The following is a 14731-nucleotide window of genomic DNA, read 5'->3' on the forward strand; positions in this document are numbered from 1 at the left end:
TTCGTTTCTTGCGCAAAGAATTTGTTCTGCGCCGCAGCATCTGCTACCCTTCCCGCAACCAAGGGATTCGCCATGATGCTGGACAGCACCCACAACCTGCCGCGCGGCACGATCTGCATCGAGGATCTGGAGATCGGGATGACCCGTTCCCTGACCAAGGAGATCACCGACCGCGACATCCAGCTCTTCGCCGAGGTCTCCACCGACCGCAACCCGGTGCATCTGGACGATGCCTATGCGCAGGACACCATCTTCGAGGGCCGCATCGCCCACGGGATGCTGACCGCCGGGCTGATTTCCGCCGTGATCGGCGAGCAGCTGCCGGGCCACGGCACCGTCTACCTGGGCCAGAGCCTGAAGTTCATGGCCCCCGTCCGCCCCGGCGACCGGGTGACGGCCGAGGTGAAGGTGCTGGCCATCGACCACGCGAAACGCCGGGTGACCCTTGAAACCTGGGCCTCGGTGGGTAAAACCGTGGTCCTGAAGGGCGAGGCGCTGGTTCTGGCGCCGAGCCGCAAGTTCGACTAGGGGCGCAGACCGCGCCCGACCAAAGGGCGCGGATGCAGATTCACCAGGACTGGCAATGGCTTGACCCCGCGGCGCGCGGCGCCTCGGTCGCCATGGGCAATTTCGACGGCGTCCATCTGGGGCACCAGTCGGTGATCGACCTCGCCCGCGGCAAGGGGCCCTTGGGCATCATCACCTTCGAGCCGCATCCCCGCCAGGTCTTCGCCCCCGACAGCCCGCCCTTCCGGCTGATGAACGCCGAATCGCGGGCCAACCGGCTGGCGAAGCTGGGGGTGGAGCAGCTGTATCAGCTGCAGTTCAACCGCGCCCTCGCCGCGCTGACGCCCGAGGACTTCGCCGAAAAGGTGCTGGCCCGCGGCCTCGGCATCCGCCACATCGTCGTCGGCGCCGACTTCCGCTTCGGCAAGGGCCGGGCGGGAACGGCCGACGACCTGACGGCGCTCGGCCGGCGCCTCGGCTTCGCCACCACCATCGCGCCCCTGGTGCAGATCGGCGGGCGCGAGGTCTCTTCCACCGCCATCCGCCAGGCGCTGAGCGAGGGCCGCCCCCGCGACGCCGCCGACATGCTGGGCCACCTGCACCGGATCGAGGGCGAGATCGTCCATGGCGAGAAGCGCGGCCGCGAGCTTGGCTTCCCCACCGCCAACATGGCGCTGACCGGGCTGCACCTGCCCCGCTTCGGGGTCTATGCCGTCAAGGTCGATGTGCTGACCGGCCCGCAGGCCGGCAGCTACATGGGCGCGGCCTCGCTTGGCGTGCGGCCGATGTTCGGTGGCGAGGTGCCGAACCTGGAAACCTTCCTCCTCGACTTCAAGGGCGACCTCTACGGCCATCACCTCTCGGTCGCGCTGGTGGATTACCTGCGCGACGAGATGAAGTTCGACGGCCTGCCGGCGCTGATCGAGCAGATGAACGCCGATTGCGCCCGGGCGCGGCGATCCTTTCGGCCTGATTGACGGCCGGACGCAACGCCAACATCCTGCGGGGGCCACAGGAGAGCCCGATGGAAGACCTGCGCATCCAGCCGCTGACGCCGGAGCTGATCCCGGATTTCATGGCGCTCTTCGGCCCGCAGGGCGCCTGCTACGGCTGCTGGTGCACCCATTTCCGGCTGCGGCCGAAGCAGCGGCAGGCGATGAGCGGGGAGGAGAAGCGCGAGGTCATGCTGGACCGCATCCGCCGCGGCCCGCCGCCGGGACTGCTGGCCTTCCGCGGCGGGCAGCCGGTCGGCTGGATGCAGATCGGCCCGCGCGCCGACGTGCCGGAATGGAACAACCCCGGCCGCGTCTCCAGCCCGCTGCCCGACGCGCCCGCCGAAGACCCGCAGGTCTGGGCGGTCTCCTGCTTCTTCTTCCGCAGCGATCAGCGCGGAAAGGGCCTCAGCCATCCGATGCTGGCCGAAGGCATCGCCTTCGCCCGGCAGGGCGGCGCGCGCCTGCTGGAGGCCGCGCCGATGGACCGCGCCAAGCAGTCGAAATCGGTGGGCCTCTTCGTCGGCTCGACCTCGGTCTTTCTCAAGGCCGGGTTCCGGCAAGTCGCGGCGGTGAAGGACGGCCGCCCGCTGATGCGCCTTTCGCTCTGACCGTCGGACTTCACGCGAAGTCCGGTTGCGGTTTCCGCGCGGAAATCGCACTTTGCGGCCCATGACCGCGCTGCGCCCGAAATTCTGGGAAACCGTCCCGCTGAAGCAGATGACCCCCGGCGAATGGGAGGCGCTCTGCGACGGCTGCGGCAAGTGCTGCCTCAACAAGCTGGAGTTCGAGGATACCGGCGAGGTCGCCTATACCTCGATCGCCTGCCGCCTGCTGGACGACGCCACCTGCCGCTGCACCGACTATGCCAACCGCCGCCGCTTCGTGCCGGAATGCGTGTTCCTGACGCCCAAGACCTTGCCGAAGGTGGCCTACTGGATGCCCGCCACCTGCGCCTACAAGCTGTTGTGGCAGGGCGAGCGGCTGCCCGACTGGCATCCGCTGATCACCGGCGATCCCGAAAGCACCCATGCCTCGGGCCATTCGGTGCGCGGCATGACCGTGCCCGAACATGCGGTCCCCGAGGAGGACTGGGAAGACTACATCATCGAGGAGACGCCCTGATGTTCTTCGCCTCCGACAACACCTCCGGCGCCGCGCCGGAGATCATGGCGGCGCTGGTCCGTGCGAATGAAGGCTATGCCCGCAGCTACGGCGCGGATGCGCTGATGGAGCGGGTCCGCGACCGGGTGCGCGAGGTGCTGGAGGCGCCGGAGGCCGCGGTCTACCTGGTCGCCACCGGCACCGCCGCCAATGCGCTGTCGGTGGCGCTGACGACGCCGCCCTGGGGCTCGGTCTTCTGCCACCGCCATGCCCATGTCGCCGAGGACGAATGCAACGCGCCGGAGTTCTACGCCGGCGGGGCCAAGCTGGTGCTGGTGGACGGGGCGCATGGCAAGATGACCCCCGCCGCCCTGTCCGCGCAACTGGACCGGATCGGCGCCGGCGGGGTGCATTCGCTGCAGACCGGGATGCTGACACTGACCAACCTGACCGAGGCCGGCACCGCCTATACCCCGGAGGAAATCGCCGCCCTGACCGCCCTGGCGAAGGCCAAGGGCCTGCCCTGCCACCTGGACGGCGCGCGCTTCGCCAATGCGCTGGTGGCGACCGGCGCCACCCCGGCCGGGATGACCTGGAAGGCGGGGATCGACGTCCTCTCCTTCGGCGGCACCAAGAACGGCTGCCTGGGGGTGGAGGCGGTGGTGATCTTCGACCCCGCCCGCGCCCGGGAGTTCGAGCTGCGGCGCAAGCGCGGCGGCCATCTGTTCTCGAAACACCGCTTCCTGTCGGCACAGTTCGACGCTTATCTGGACGGCGGCCTCTGGCTGCGGCTGGCCGAACGCGCCAATGCCATGGGCGCAAGGCTGGCCGAGGGCCTGGCCGGCCGCAACGAGGTGGTGCAGAACCATCCGGTGGAGGCCAACATGATGTTCCCCGAATGGGCCGAGGGCACCCATGCGCGGCTGAAGGCGGCGGGCGCGGACTATTACGACTGGACCCTGCCCGAAGGGCGCGAGGGCGCGCGGCTGGTCGCCAGTTGGTCCACGACGGAAGCGGAGGTGGACGCCTTCCTGCGGGCCTTCGGCGCCGGCTGATCCCGGCGATTTCTCCGAAAAAATCGGCTCAGCTGGCGTCCAGATGCGCCTGCACCGCCGGTGCCACCGCACCGGCATGGGTGATCGGCACCATATGCCCCGCCCCCGGCACCGCCAACCGTGCGACCCGCGGCAGCCGCGCCGCCAGCGCGTCGTGGATCGCGCCGACGATCTCGGGGCTTTCCGCCCCCTCGACCAGCAGCACCGGCATCTCCAGCCCCTCCAGTCCGCCGGGCCGCGTCATGCCGGCATTGTCCTCCACCAGCGCCGGGTTGGCGGCGGGGATCAGGTGGATGCGCTCGGTGATGTAGCGCCGCTGCCGCTCGGGCAGGTCGGCCAGCGCCGGGGCCGCGCCCCATTCGGCATGGAAGCGGGCGGCGGCGGCCGGGCGGTTCTCGGCGATCATCCGCATGAGGTCGCCGTGGAACAGCGGCAGCCGGTCGAAGGCCGCGCTGCCGCGGGCGGCGGCGAAGAGCACCGGCTCCACCAGCACCAGGCTGCGCACCAGCCCGGGGTTCTCCAGCGCGATGCGCAGCGCGACGGTGCCGCCGAGGCTGTGGCCGAAAAGGTCGATCCGGCCGTCCACCGCCAGCTGCCGCGCCAGCGCCGTGGCCGTCGCGGTGCACAGCGCATGGTAGTCCTGCACCCCGTCCCAATCCGCCGCCCTTCCGTGGCCGGGGTGGTCCGAGGCGGTCAGGGTGATCCCCCGCAGCCGCATCGCCAGCCCGGCCCAGGCCCCGGAATGCGCCAGGCTGCAATGCAGCGCCAGCACCGGACGCGCGCCGCCGCAGTCCCAATGGCGGTGCGGGGCCTCGGCGGTGGGGTGGGGATCGGCAGTCATGGGGGAACACCTTCGGATCAGCCGGGCCGGAATAGCCCGCCCGCCGCGGCAGGATCAAGTCTTCCTGCCGCAAAGCCGGTTTTCCTGCCCTGGCCCCTTTGCCCGGCCCCCTGCCGGTGCTATCCCGCGCGCAACCGATTCCGCCCCTGCTCCCGGAGTTTCCCATGCCCGCCATCACCGAGCCGAAGCTGATCTCCGGCAATGCCAACCTCAGCCTGGCGAAGTCGATCGCCCGGCGGATGTCGATGCACCGGGGGATGAGCGTCAATCTGGTGGACGCGCGGGTGGAACGCTTCAACGACCAGGAGATCTTCGTCGAGGTGTTCGAGAACGTCCGCGGCGAGGACATGTATGTCATCCAGCCGACCTCGAACCCGGCCAACGACAACCTGATGGAACTGCTGATCATGACCGACGCCCTGCGTCGGTCTTCTGCTTCCCGGATCACCGCCGTCATCCCCTATTTCGGCTATGCCCGCCAGGACCGCCGCGCCAAGGCCCGCACGCCGATCAGCGCCAAGCTGGTCGCCAACCTGATCGCCGGCGCCGGGGTGGACCGGGTGCTGACGCTGGACCTGCACGCGGCGCAGATCCAGGGCTTCTTCGACATCCCGGTCGACAACCTCTACGCCAGCCCGGTCTTCGCGCTGGACATCGAGCACCACTTCAAGGGCCAGATGGAGGACCTGATGATCGTCTCGCCCGACGTGGGCGGGGTGGCGCGGGCGCGGGAACTGGCGAAGCGGATCACCGCCCCCCTCGCCATCGTCGACAAGCGGCGCGAGAAGGCGGGCGAGGTGGCGGGGATGACCGTCATCGGCGACGTGAAGGGCCGCAAGTGCATCATCGTCGACGACATCTGCGACACCGCCGGCACTTTGTGCAAGGCGGCCGAGACGCTGATGGAAGCGGGGGCGACCGAGGTCCACAGCTACATCACCCATGGCGTGCTGTCCGGCCCGGCGGTGGAGCGGGTGTCGAACTCGGTGATGAAATCGTTGGTGATCACCGATTCCATCGAGCAGGGCGAGAAGGTGCTGGCGGCGAAGAACATCCGCGTGGTGCCGACGGCGCCGATGTTCGCCCAGGCGATCCTGAACATCTGGGGCGGCATGTCGGTCTCCAGCCTGTTCGAGACCGAAACGCTGACCCCGATCTACGAGGGGCTTTACCCGCGGGGGTAACCGCCGCGCTTTCGCGGATTTTCCGCCCTGATCGGGCCATATTGCCCCGGCAGGTTGCCGCCCGACAGCCATGGCAAAGGGGCGGCTTGGAATGACGGCGAAACCGGTTGTGAGTGCGGGACACGCAACGGCGGGGGGCCTGCTGCCCCCTCCGGCCTTCCTGCACATGCGGGCGGAGGAACGGCTTCTGACAGGAGCGATCGGTCTGCTCGGTCTCGCCACCCTGCTTCTGGCTTGGGTCAAGGGAACCGCCGTCGCATGGGACGAGTTCGCACCGGGCATTGCCGCTGCGCTGGCGCTGGTGGCAACCGGGCTTTACGCCCGCAACCGGAAGGCTGCGCCGCGGCTGGGGCTGGCGGCCATAAGCATCGGCATCTTCATGGGCTTCACCGCCCTGTCGGCCATCTTCATTTTCGCGCTGTTCCCGTTGGCCAATCCTCTGATCGACCACCAGTTGCAGGCCGTCGATGCCGCCCTCGGCTATCACTGGCCGGATTTCGTGGCCTGGCTGGGCGGCTTTCCGGGCGTCCTGCAAGGGCTGGGGTATCTCTATCCGACCGCCCTAGGGCAAATCGTCTTCCTCGTCCTGTTGCTGGCCTTCCTGCGGCGCGACCGGGCGCTCTACCGTCTGCTGACGATGGGGATCGTGACGATGGTGCTTGCCATCGGCATCTGGTGGCTGCTGCCCAGCATCGGCCCTTCGGCCTATGTGCCGGCCGGGATGGACAAGAACCTGCTGATGCAGATGAACATCTCGCCCGCGGTCGGGGCCTATTTCATGGAGCTGGTCCGCAACGGCCTTCCCGTCATCACTCTGCAAAGCATCTCGGGCGTGGTCGCCTTTCCCTCCTATCACATGATCATGGCTCTGATGGTGACGTGGTTCGCCTGGCGGACCTTCGTCTTCGCGCCGCTGGCGCTGGCAAACCTGTTCATGATCCCTGCCACGCTGGCGCAGGGCGGGCATTATCTGATCGACCTGATCGGCGGGACGCTGGTCTTCCTGATCAGCCTCTGGCTGACCGGCAAGATGCTTCCTCCGGGGTCGGAGAAAGCGGAGGAGTGAAACCCGGGCCTGTGGCGCCGGGCTTCGCCCTACGCCACGTCCCAGTCGTCGTCGTCCTTCACCGCGCCGATGGCCAGCCAGTCGGCCCGCACCCGCGCCACGCGGGTGTCGCCCCAGGTGCGGAACACGATGTGGAAGCCCCTGGCGGTGACGTTCTCGGCGGTGATGTCGGCGCGGGAGTTGGTCTTGTGGTCCATGTCCCACATCGAGATGCCCACGGTCACCGCCGGCACCTCGCGGAAGGGCGGCTTGAACGAGACCAGGAAGCGGCTCTCGCGGTCGCCGCTGCCGGTCCACATCACACCGCCGTCGGCGAAATCGGAAAACAGCACCCGCGATCCCTGCAGGATGCCGATGCCGTTGCCGATGCGCTTCATGCCGCCAGTCTCCGTAACCCGCCGCGGGATATTGCCCGAAAGCGGCAAAATGATGGAATGAAAAAAGAAAGGCCCCGGCGGGCGGGGCCTTCGGTCGCAGGAGGCCGGGATCAGAAGCCGGCGGCGGCCTTCATCGCCAGGAGGTCGGCCATCGCCTTGTCGGCGCTGTCCTTGTCCACCGCCACGGCGGTCGCCTCGGAGGCATCGGCGATCAGCTGGTCCATCAGCTGGGCGCTCAGCTCTTCCACCGGCACGGCGCGCTCGGCCAGGACCGAGACCGAGCCGGCGCCGATCTCGACGAAGCCGCCGGTCACCGCATAGGCCTTGGTCCCTTCGGCCGAGACGGCCTTCAGGATGCCGGGGCGCAGGGTGGTGATGGTGGGGGCGTGCCCCTCCATCGCCGTCATGTCGCCGTCGGCGCCCGGGATCTGCACCTCGGTCGCCGGGACGGAGGCGAGCCTCCGCTCCGGGGAAACCAGGTCGAATTGCAGGGTGCCTGCCATCTCTCCCCCTTACGCCGCAGCCGCGGCGAGTTTCTGGGCCTTGGCTTTCACTTCCTCGATGTCGCCGACCATGTAGAAGGCGGCCTCGGGCAGGTGGTCGTATTCGCCGGCAACCACGGCCTTGAACGAGGCGATGGTCTTCTCCAGCGGCACCTGCACCCCGTCCGAGCCGGTGAAGACCTTGGCCACGTCGAAGGGCTGCGACAGGAAGCGCTGGATCTTGCGGGCGCGGCTGACGGTCAGCTTGTCCTCTTCGGACAGTTCGTCCATCCCGAGGATGGCGATGATGTCCTGAAGCGACTTGTAGCGTTGCAGGATACCCTGCACCGAACGCGCCACCTCATAGTGCTCCTGCCCGATCACCGCCGGGTCCAGCAGACGCGAGGTCGAGTCGAGCGGGTCCACCGCCGGGTAGATGCCGAGTTCCGAGATCGCGCGCGACAGCACCGTGGTGGCGTCGAGGTGCGCGAAGGAGGTTGCCGGCGCCGGGTCGGTCAGGTCGTCGGCCGGCACGTAGATCGCCTGCACCGAGGTGATCGAGCCCGCCTTGGTCGAGGTGATCCGCTCCTGCAGCGCGCCCATGTCGGTGGCCAGCGTCGGCTGGTAGCCCACAGCCGAGGGGATACGGCCCAGAAGGGCGGACACTTCGGACCCGGCCTGGGTGAAGCGGAAGATGTTGTCGACGAAGAACAGCACGTCGGTGCCGGACTGGTCGCGGAACTGCTCGGCCAGCGTCAGGCCGGTCAGCGCGACGCGGGCACGGGCCCCCGGGGGTTCGTTCATCTGGCCGTAGACCAGCGCCACTTTCGACTCCGACAGGTTGTCGATCTTGATGACGCCCGACTCGATCATCTCGTGGTAGAGGTCGTTGCCCTCGCGGGTCCGCTCGCCCACGCCGGCGAACACGGAATAGCCCGAGTGCACCTTGGCGATGTTGTTGATCAGTTCCATGATCAGCACGGTCTTGCCCACGCCGGCGCCGCCGAACAGGCCGATCTTGCCGCCCTTGGCATAGGGAGCCAGCAGGTCGATGACCTTGATGCCGGTGACCAGCACCTGGCTTTCGGTCGCCTGCTCGCTGAAGGCCGGGGCGGGCTGGTGGATGGCGCGGGTTTCGGTCGCCACGACCGGGCCCTTCTCGTCCACCGGCTCGCCGATGACGTTCAGGATGCGGCCCAGGGTGGCGTCGCCCACCGGCACCGAGATCGGCGCGCCGAGATCCGTCACCGGGGTGCCGCGGACCAGCCCTTCCGAGGCGTCCATGGCGATGGTGCGGACGGTGTTCTCGCCCAGGTGCTGCGCGACTTCCAGCACCAGGCGCTTGCCGTTGTTGGTGGTCTCCAGCGCGTTCAGGATCGCGGGCAGGGCACCGTCGAACTGCACGTCGACGACGGCGCCGATGACCTGGGTGACCTTGCCGCTACCCGCGGCGGCGGAAGCTTTCGGGGCTCTTGCCATTGTCTGTTACTCCGGTTTCGTCAGAGCGCCTCGGCGCCCGCAATGATTTCGATAAGCTCGGTGGTGATCGCGGCCTGACGGCTCCGGTTGAACTGGATCGTCAGCTTGTTGATCATGTCGCCCGCGTTGCGCGTCGCGTTGTCCATGGCGGACATCCGCGCGCCCTGTTCCGAGGCGCCGTTTTCCAGCAGAGCGGTGAAGATCTGCGTTGCCACCCCGCGCGGCAGCAGGTCGGCGAGGATCGCCTCTTCCGAGGGTTCGTAGTCGTAAAGCGCGGTGGCGCCGGTCGACTCGAACCTGGCCGGGATGATCTGCTGCTCGGTCGGGATCTGGGCGATCACCGACTGGAAGCGGTTGTAGAAGATCGTCACCACATCGGCTTCGCCGGCCTCGAAGGCCGCCATCACCTCGCGCGCGATGGACTGCGCGTTGGCATAGCCGAGGCGCTTCACCTCGCTGAGGTCGACATGGCCGACGAAGGCCGACGACCAGTCGCGCTTCAACTGCTCGCGGCCCTTCTTGCCGACGGTGAGGATCTTCACCGTCTTGCCCGCCGCCGCCAGTTCGTTGGCCCGAGCCCGGGCCAGCTTGACGATCGACGAGTTGAAGCCGCCGCAGAGCCCGCGCTCCGAGGTCATCACCACCAGAAGGTGGACCTGGTCCCGGCCGTTGCCGGCCAGCAGCTTCGGCCCGTCATTGCCCTGCCCCGCCGCAAGCGAGGCGATCACCGCCCCCATGCGCTCGGCATAGGGACGTGCGGCTTCGGCCGCTTCCTGCGCCCGGCGCAGTTTCGCGGCGGCGACCATCTGCATCGCCTTGGTGATCTTCCGCGTGTTCTTGACGCTGGAGATCCGGTTCTTGAGGTCCCTGAGGCTGGCCATCTGGCTTCTCCTTCAGGGCGCTCAGACGGCGAAGTCTTTGGAGAAGGCGTCCAGTTCTGCCCGGATCGCCTTTTCCAGATCCCCCGCAACCTTGCGGTCGTTCCTGGTGATGTCGTCCAGCAGCGCCTTGCCCTTGGTGCGCAGGTGCTGCAGCAGGCCAGCCTCGAACCGGCTGACGTCCTTGACCGCGATCTTGTCGAGATAGCCGTTGGTGCCGGCGTAGATCACGCAGACGATCTCGGCGTTGGTCATCGGCGAATACTGGTTCTGCTTCATCAGCTCGGTCAGACGCGCGCCGCGGTTCAGCAGCTGCTGGGTCGCCGCGTCGAGGTCGGAGCCGAACTGCGCGAAGGCCGCCATCTCGCGGTATTGCGCCAGCTCCAGCTTCACCTTGCCGGCCACCGACTTCATCGCCGAGGTCTGGGCCGAGGAGCCCACGCGCGACACCGAGAGGCCGGTGTTCACGGCCGGGCGGATGCCCTGGTAGAACAGTTCGGTCTCAAGGAAAATCTGGCCGTCGGTGATCGAGATCACGTTGGTCGGGATATAGGCCGACACGTCGCCGGCCTGGGTCTCGATGATCGGCAGCGCGGTCAGCGAGCCGGCGCCGAAATCCTCGTTCAGCTTGGCCGAACGCTCCAGCAGGCGGGAGTGCAGGTAGAACACGTCGCCCGGATAGGCCTCGCGCCCCGGCGGGCGGCGGAGCAGCAGCGACATCTGACGATAGGACACCGCCTGTTTCGACAGGTCATCGTAGATGATCAGGGCGTGGCGGCCGTTGTCGCGGAAGTATTCCGCCATCGCGGTGGCCGAGAAGGGCGCCAGATACTGCATCGGCGCCGGGTCCGAGGCGGTGGCGGCGACAACGATGGTGTAGGCGATGGCGCCGGTCTCTTCCAGCTTCTTCACCAGCTGCGCCACGGTCGACCGCTTCTGGCCGACGGCGACGTAGATGCAGTAGAGCTTCTTCGATTCGTCGGAACCGGCAGCCTCGTTGTAGGTCTTCTGGTTCAGGATCGTGTCCAGCGCCACGGCGGTCTTGCCGGTCTGGCGGTCGCCGATGATCAGCTCGCGCTGGCCGCGGCCGACGGGGATCATGGCGTCCACGGCCTTGAGGCCGGTCGCCATCGGCTCGTGCACCGATTTGCGCGGGATGATGCCGGGGGCCTTCACGTCGGCGACGCGGCGCTCGGTGGCGGCGATCGGGCCCTTGCCGTCGATCGGGTTGCCAAGGGCGTCGACCACGCGGCCCAGCAGGCCGTCACCGGCGGGCACGTCCACGATGGCCTTGGTGCGCTTGACGGTGTCGCCTTCCTTGATGTCCTGGTCGGAGCCGAAGATCACGATGCCGACGTTGTCGACTTCCAGGTTCAGCGCCATGCCGCGGATGCCGCCGGGGAATTCCACCATCTCGCCGGCCTGCACGTTGTCGAGGCCATGGACGCGGGCGATGCCGTCGCCGACCGACAGCACGCGGCCGACTTCGGCCACTTCGGCGTCCTTGCCGAAGTTCTTGATCTGCTCTTTCAGGATCGCAGAGATCTCAGCAGCCTGGATTCCCATCACCCAACCTCTTTCATGGCATTCTGCAGGGAAGCGAGCTTCGACTTGACCGAAGTGTCGATCATGGTCGAGCCCAGCTTGACGATAAGTCCGCCGATGAGGCTTTCATCGACGGTGGCGTTCAGTTTCACGGTCTTGCCGACCTTGGCCTTCAGCGTCTCGGCCAGCTTCTTGGCCTGCGCGGCCGTGAGCTTGGCGGCAGAGGTGACCTCGGCGGTGATCTCGCCCTTCTCGGCGGCGATCAGGTTGGCCAGTTCGGCCAGGAACTGCGGCAGCACGAAGAGGCGGCGCTTGTCGGCCATCAGCGCCAGCGTGTTGGCAGTCAGCGGGTTCAGCCCCATCTTGGCGGCGATGGCCGAAATGGCGGCGGCCTGCTCGCTGCGGCTGATGACGGGCGAGGCGATCATCGCCGACAGCTCCGGGCTGGCGGCCAGCGCCGACTTCAGCGCCTCGGCATCGGCGTCCAGCGCCTTCAGCGCGCCCGCATCCCTGGCCAGCTCGAAAAGCGCGCTGGCGTAGCGGGCGGCGATTCCTGCGGAAACAGAAGCTGGTTCGGACACGTCATCCCTTCCCATGTCGCGGGCCTTACCTTGCCGGTCATGGCGATGGCCGCCATGGCGCAGAGAGCCCGTTCAAATCCCGATATCGCGGGCGTCCTTAGCAGAGCAATCCCGACCCCGCAACCGGGTTGCTCACCGAAACTTGACCTTGGCGGACGTCATTTCGCCGCTGTTAGCGCTGCCTCCCGCAAGCGGTTTGAAAATGCCGCCTCACGGCGGTTTCAACTGGGCGTGACCCGGCCCCCGCGGCGGTTGACCCCGGCTCCCTCCCGGCCGACACAACGGACCGGACAAGACAGGCAGAACAGGCAGGAGGCCCGCATGACCCATTCCCTGACCCGCCGCGGCGTGCTGACCCTCGGAGCGGCGGTCGCGCTGACGGTTCCCGCGATGGCACGGGCCGAAACCGGCCAGACCAACCGCAACAACGCCTCCGGCTTCCGGATGCAGGACTGGCGAGACCATTTCGATGCGGCGGGCCGGCCGATGATCGTGGCCGACACCGCCTCGCGCGCGCTGCATTGGTGGAACGCGGACGGCAGCGGGCACCGGCTCTACCCGACCTCGGTGCCGATCTCGGACGAGCTGACCAAGCGCGGCCATACCGAGATCGTGCGCAAGAAGGTGGGGCCGAGCTGGACCCCCACCGCCTCGCAGATGGAGCGCTACCCGGACTGGAAGCCGATCCCGCCGGGGCCGGAGAATCCGCTGGGCACCCATGCGATGTATCTCTCCTGGCCGGCCTATATCATCCACGGCACCCACGACACGCGGAAGATCGGGCGGAAATCCTCGGACGGCTGCATCGGCCTTTACAACGAGATGATCGCGGAACTGTTCGAGCTTTGCCCGGTCGGCACCCGGGTGCGGGTGATCTGAAGGGTCAGCCCGCCGCCCCCGGCCCGCGGTTCAGCGCCGGCTCGCCGGTGCCGCCGCGGATGCCCTCCAGCACCTTCAGCGGCTTCTTCACCACCGCGCCCAGGCCGCCGCGCGTCGGCGCATAGACCTGCTTCGACGCCTCGACCATCAGCACGCCGCCCGACAGCCAGGGCAGCCGCCGCCCCGCCCTTTCCCAGAACGCCGCCGTGCGCAGCCAGAACGGCGCGTTGCTCGGCGGGGCGTGCAGCACGGTCAGGCTGCGCTCGGGCGTGAAGCCGTGGCGCTTCAGCTGCGCCTCCAGCTGCGCGCCGGAATAGGGCCGGCCATAGCCGAAGGGCGTGCCGTCCCGCCGCGACCACAGCCCAGCCCGGTTCGGCACCACGAACAGCGCCTTGCCCCCCGGCCCCAGCACCCGGTGCGATTCCTCCAGCACGGCCGAGGGCTGCTCGCTGGTCTCCAGCCCGTGCATCAGCACCAGCCGGTCGACGAAGCCGGTGGAGACCGGCCAGGAGGTGTCCTCGCAGAGGACCGAGACATTCGCCATCCCCGCCGGCCAGGGCATCACCCCCTGCGGCCCCGGCATCAGCCCGATCACCCGCCGCGCCTCGGCCAGGTAGGGCCGCAGCAGCGGCACGGCGAAGCCGAAGCCCACCACCGTCTGCCCGGCGGCAGGCGGCCACAGCCGCACCACCTGGTCGCGGATCGCGCGCTGCGCCACCCGGCCCAGCTGGGTCCGGTAATAGAAGTTGCGCAGGTCCAGCACGTCGAGGTGCATTGCGGTCCGCCGCCCTTGGGGTCACTCTGGTGCCCAATCTAGCGACGGAGGCGGAAAAAACCATGGCGCTCGAACTGGTCACCATCCCCTGCCTGACCGACAACTTCGCCTTCCTGGTCCGCGACGGCGAAACCGGCACCGTGGCGCTGGTCGATGCGCCCGAGGCCGGGCCGATCCTCGCCAAGCTGCGCGAACGGGGCTGGCCGCTGCACCTGATCCTGCTGACCCATCACCACGACGACCATATCCAGGCCGTCCCGCAGATCGGCGCCGCCACCGGCGCGCAGGTCTGGGGCGCCGCCGCCGACAGCCACCGCCTGCCCCCCCTGGACCGGGCGCTGCGCGAGGGCGACGGCATCGCCGTCGGCAGCGAGGAGGGCACCGTCATCGCGGTGCCCGGCCACACCAGCGGCCATCTCGCCTTCCACTTCCCGGCCTCCGGCCTGGCCTTCACCGCCGACAGCCTGATGGCCGCCGGCTGCGGCCGGCTGTTCGAGGGCAGCGCCGCCCAGATGTGGCAGAGCCTCGGAAAGCTCGCCGCGCTGCCGCCGGAAACGCTGGTCTGCTCGGGCCACGACTACCTGACCGGCAACCTGCGTTTCGCCGCGACCCTTGAACCCGACAATCCCGCGCTTATCTTGCGGGTCGAGGCTCTGGAGAGGATGCGCCGCGAAGGCCGCCTGCCCATGCCCTCGCGGCTTTCCGAAGAACTGGCAACCAACCCCTTCCTCCGTGCAGGATTGCCCGGGATGAAGGCCGCGGTGGGGATGCCCGATGCGCCCGATGTCGAGGTCTTCGCCGAAATCCGCAAACGGAAGGACAGGTTCTGACCCGCTTCATGAGTCCCCGTCATCACAATTGATGACTTTGGTTGCCGAAAAGGGCCTTGCTGTGAAATTGCCCTTGAAGTGCGCGGAATAAAACCGATCCTTAACCACATGAGGCCACGGTTGGATCAGGCCCTTGCAGCGGCCCGACCTGCCCCG

Annotated in this window: 17 protein-coding genes; 9 read left to right on the forward strand and 8 right to left on the reverse strand. The window is 68.2% G+C overall.

The features are described from left to right. Nucleotides 1-75: 75 nt before the first annotated feature. The 5 genes from G5B31_RS05290 to G5B31_RS05310 all read left to right on the forward strand — a co-directional run bounded on the left by G5B31_RS05290 (nt 76) and on the right by G5B31_RS05310 (nt 3658). Nucleotides 76-528 carry a MaoC family dehydratase gene (locus G5B31_RS05290; protein WP_165014847.1) on the forward strand — a complete coding sequence of 151 codons (453 nt, stop codon included), beginning with the start codon at nt 76-78 and terminating at the stop codon, nt 526-528. Nucleotides 529-560: 32 nt separating this feature from the next. Then, nucleotides 561-1484: a bifunctional riboflavin kinase/FAD synthetase gene (locus tag G5B31_RS05295; RefSeq protein WP_165014355.1), complete on the forward strand. Its 924-nt coding sequence runs from the start codon at nt 561-563 to the stop codon at nt 1482-1484. A 47-nt stretch (nt 1485-1531) separates the two neighbouring features. Beyond that, nucleotides 1532-2110, forward strand: a complete 579-nt coding sequence (locus tag G5B31_RS05300; RefSeq protein WP_165014356.1) for a GNAT family N-acetyltransferase — start codon at nt 1532-1534, stop codon at nt 2108-2110. A gap of 61 nt (nt 2111-2171) precedes the next feature. Continuing rightward, a complete protein-coding gene (locus G5B31_RS05305; protein ID WP_165014357.1) occupies nt 2172-2624 on the forward strand; it encodes a YcgN family cysteine cluster protein in 453 nt (150 codons plus the stop codon). Beyond that, nucleotides 2624-3658 carry a low specificity L-threonine aldolase gene (locus G5B31_RS05310; protein WP_165014358.1) on the forward strand — a complete coding sequence of 345 codons (1035 nt, stop codon included), beginning with the start codon at nt 2624-2626 and terminating at the stop codon, nt 3656-3658. The genes G5B31_RS05305 and G5B31_RS05310 overlap by 1 nt, the downstream gene beginning before the upstream one ends. Before the next feature lie 28 nt (nt 3659-3686). Here the strand turns inward: G5B31_RS05310 and G5B31_RS05315 are convergent, their stop codons facing one another. Further along, nucleotides 3687-4499 carry an alpha/beta fold hydrolase gene (locus tag G5B31_RS05315; RefSeq protein WP_165014359.1) on the reverse strand — a complete coding sequence of 271 codons (813 nt, stop codon included), beginning with the start codon at nt 4497-4499 and terminating at the stop codon, nt 3687-3689. 164 nt (nt 4500-4663) lie between these two features. Here G5B31_RS05315 and G5B31_RS05320 point away from each other — a divergent pair, with 164 nt between their 5' ends. Together G5B31_RS05320 and G5B31_RS05325 are read left to right on the forward strand one after the other, a co-directional pair. Continuing rightward, complete coding sequence (locus G5B31_RS05320) at nt 4664-5683, forward strand: ribose-phosphate pyrophosphokinase (protein WP_165014360.1); 1020 nt, start codon at nt 4664-4666, stop codon at nt 5681-5683. A 91-nt stretch (nt 5684-5774) separates the two neighbouring features. Beyond that, complete coding sequence (locus tag G5B31_RS05325) at nt 5775-6749, forward strand: phosphatase PAP2 family protein (protein ID WP_165014361.1); 975 nt, start codon at nt 5775-5777, stop codon at nt 6747-6749. Nucleotides 6750-6778: 29 nt separating this feature from the next. Here the strand turns inward: G5B31_RS05325 and G5B31_RS05330 are convergent, their stop codons facing one another. The 6 genes from G5B31_RS05330 to G5B31_RS05355 form a co-directional block, all read right to left on the reverse strand. Further along, nucleotides 6779-7126 (reverse strand): H-type lectin domain-containing protein, encoded by a 348-nt coding sequence (locus G5B31_RS05330; protein WP_165014362.1) that lies wholly within the window; start codon nt 7124-7126, stop codon nt 6779-6781. Nucleotides 7127-7236: 110 nt separating this feature from the next. Then, complete coding sequence (locus tag G5B31_RS05335; RefSeq protein ID WP_165014363.1) at nt 7237-7629, reverse strand: F0F1 ATP synthase subunit epsilon; 393 nt, start codon at nt 7627-7629, stop codon at nt 7237-7239. Nucleotides 7630-7638: 9 nt separating this feature from the next. After that, a complete protein-coding gene (gene atpD / locus G5B31_RS05340) occupies nt 7639-9087 on the reverse strand; it encodes a F0F1 ATP synthase subunit beta (RefSeq protein WP_165014364.1) in 1449 nt (482 codons plus the stop codon). Nucleotides 9088-9107: 20 nt separating this feature from the next. Next, nucleotides 9108-9968, reverse strand: a complete 861-nt coding sequence (locus tag G5B31_RS05345; protein ID WP_165014365.1) for a F0F1 ATP synthase subunit gamma — start codon at nt 9966-9968, stop codon at nt 9108-9110. Between the two features lie 21 nt (nt 9969-9989). Further along, nucleotides 9990-11531: a F0F1 ATP synthase subunit alpha gene (atpA, locus tag G5B31_RS05350; RefSeq protein ID WP_165014366.1), complete on the reverse strand. Its 1542-nt coding sequence runs from the start codon at nt 11529-11531 to the stop codon at nt 9990-9992. Then, a complete protein-coding gene (locus G5B31_RS05355; RefSeq protein WP_165014850.1) occupies nt 11531-12091 on the reverse strand; it encodes a F0F1 ATP synthase subunit delta in 561 nt (186 codons plus the stop codon). Before G5B31_RS05355 ends, atpA begins: the two co-directional genes overlap by 1 nt. Before the next feature lie 321 nt (nt 12092-12412). Here G5B31_RS05355 and G5B31_RS05360 point away from each other — a divergent pair, with 321 nt between their 5' ends. Beyond that, nucleotides 12413-12970 (forward strand): L,D-transpeptidase, encoded by a 558-nt coding sequence (locus G5B31_RS05360; RefSeq protein WP_165014367.1) that lies wholly within the window; start codon nt 12413-12415, stop codon nt 12968-12970. Between the two features lie 4 nt (nt 12971-12974). Here G5B31_RS05360 and G5B31_RS05365 read toward each other — a convergent pair whose 3' ends face one another. Beyond that, nucleotides 12975-13745 carry a methyltransferase domain-containing protein gene (locus tag G5B31_RS05365; RefSeq protein WP_165014368.1) on the reverse strand — a complete coding sequence of 257 codons (771 nt, stop codon included), beginning with the start codon at nt 13743-13745 and terminating at the stop codon, nt 12975-12977. Nucleotides 13746-13807: 62 nt separating this feature from the next. Here G5B31_RS05365 and gloB point away from each other — a divergent pair, with 62 nt between their 5' ends. After that, nucleotides 13808-14575 (forward strand): hydroxyacylglutathione hydrolase, encoded by a 768-nt coding sequence (gene gloB / locus G5B31_RS05370; RefSeq protein WP_165014369.1) that lies wholly within the window; start codon nt 13808-13810, stop codon nt 14573-14575. The last annotated feature ends 156 nt before the right edge of the window (nt 14576-14731 follow it).

Source organism: Rhodobacter sp. SGA-6-6, assembly GCF_011043545.1.
Classification (GTDB): domain Bacteria; phylum Pseudomonadota; class Alphaproteobacteria; order Rhodobacterales; family Rhodobacteraceae; genus Pseudogemmobacter.

Bases quoted from the DNA above. Each gene is read 5' to 3' on its own strand.
- G5B31_RS05290 (WP_165014847.1), top strand. From the start codon at position 76: ATGCTGGACAGCACCCACAACCTGCCGCGCGGCACGATCTGCATCGAG.
- G5B31_RS05295 (WP_165014355.1), top strand. From the start codon at position 561: ATGCAGATTCACCAGGACTGGCAATGGCTTGACCCCGCGGCGCGCGGC.
- G5B31_RS05300 (WP_165014356.1), top strand. From the start codon at position 1,532: ATGGAAGACCTGCGCATCCAGCCGCTGACGCCGGAGCTGATCCCGGAT.
- G5B31_RS05305 (WP_165014357.1), top strand. From the start codon at position 2,172: ATGACCGCGCTGCGCCCGAAATTCTGGGAAACCGTCCCGCTGAAGCAG.
- G5B31_RS05310 (WP_165014358.1), top strand. From the start codon at position 2,624: ATGTTCTTCGCCTCCGACAACACCTCCGGCGCCGCGCCGGAGATCATG.
- G5B31_RS05315 (WP_165014359.1), bottom strand. From the start codon at position 4,499: ATGACTGCCGATCCCCACCCCACCGCCGAGGCCCCGCACCGCCATTGG.
- G5B31_RS05320 (WP_165014360.1), top strand. From the start codon at position 4,664: ATGCCCGCCATCACCGAGCCGAAGCTGATCTCCGGCAATGCCAACCTC.
- G5B31_RS05325 (WP_165014361.1), top strand. From the start codon at position 5,775: ATGACGGCGAAACCGGTTGTGAGTGCGGGACACGCAACGGCGGGGGGC.
- G5B31_RS05330 (WP_165014362.1), bottom strand. From the start codon at position 7,126: ATGAAGCGCATCGGCAACGGCATCGGCATCCTGCAGGGATCGCGGGTG.
- G5B31_RS05335 (WP_165014363.1), bottom strand. From the start codon at position 7,629: ATGGCAGGCACCCTGCAATTCGACCTGGTTTCCCCGGAGCGGAGGCTC.
- atpD (WP_165014364.1), bottom strand. From the start codon at position 9,087: ATGGCAAGAGCCCCGAAAGCTTCCGCCGCCGCGGGTAGCGGCAAGGTC.
- G5B31_RS05345 (WP_165014365.1), bottom strand. From the start codon at position 9,968: ATGGCCAGCCTCAGGGACCTCAAGAACCGGATCTCCAGCGTCAAGAAC.
- atpA (WP_165014366.1), bottom strand. From the start codon at position 11,531: ATGGGAATCCAGGCTGCTGAGATCTCTGCGATCCTGAAAGAGCAGATC.
- G5B31_RS05360 (WP_165014367.1), top strand. From the start codon at position 12,413: ATGACCCATTCCCTGACCCGCCGCGGCGTGCTGACCCTCGGAGCGGCG.
- G5B31_RS05365 (WP_165014368.1), bottom strand. From the start codon at position 13,745: ATGCACCTCGACGTGCTGGACCTGCGCAACTTCTATTACCGGACCCAG.
- gloB (WP_165014369.1), top strand. From the start codon at position 13,808: ATGGCGCTCGAACTGGTCACCATCCCCTGCCTGACCGACAACTTCGCC.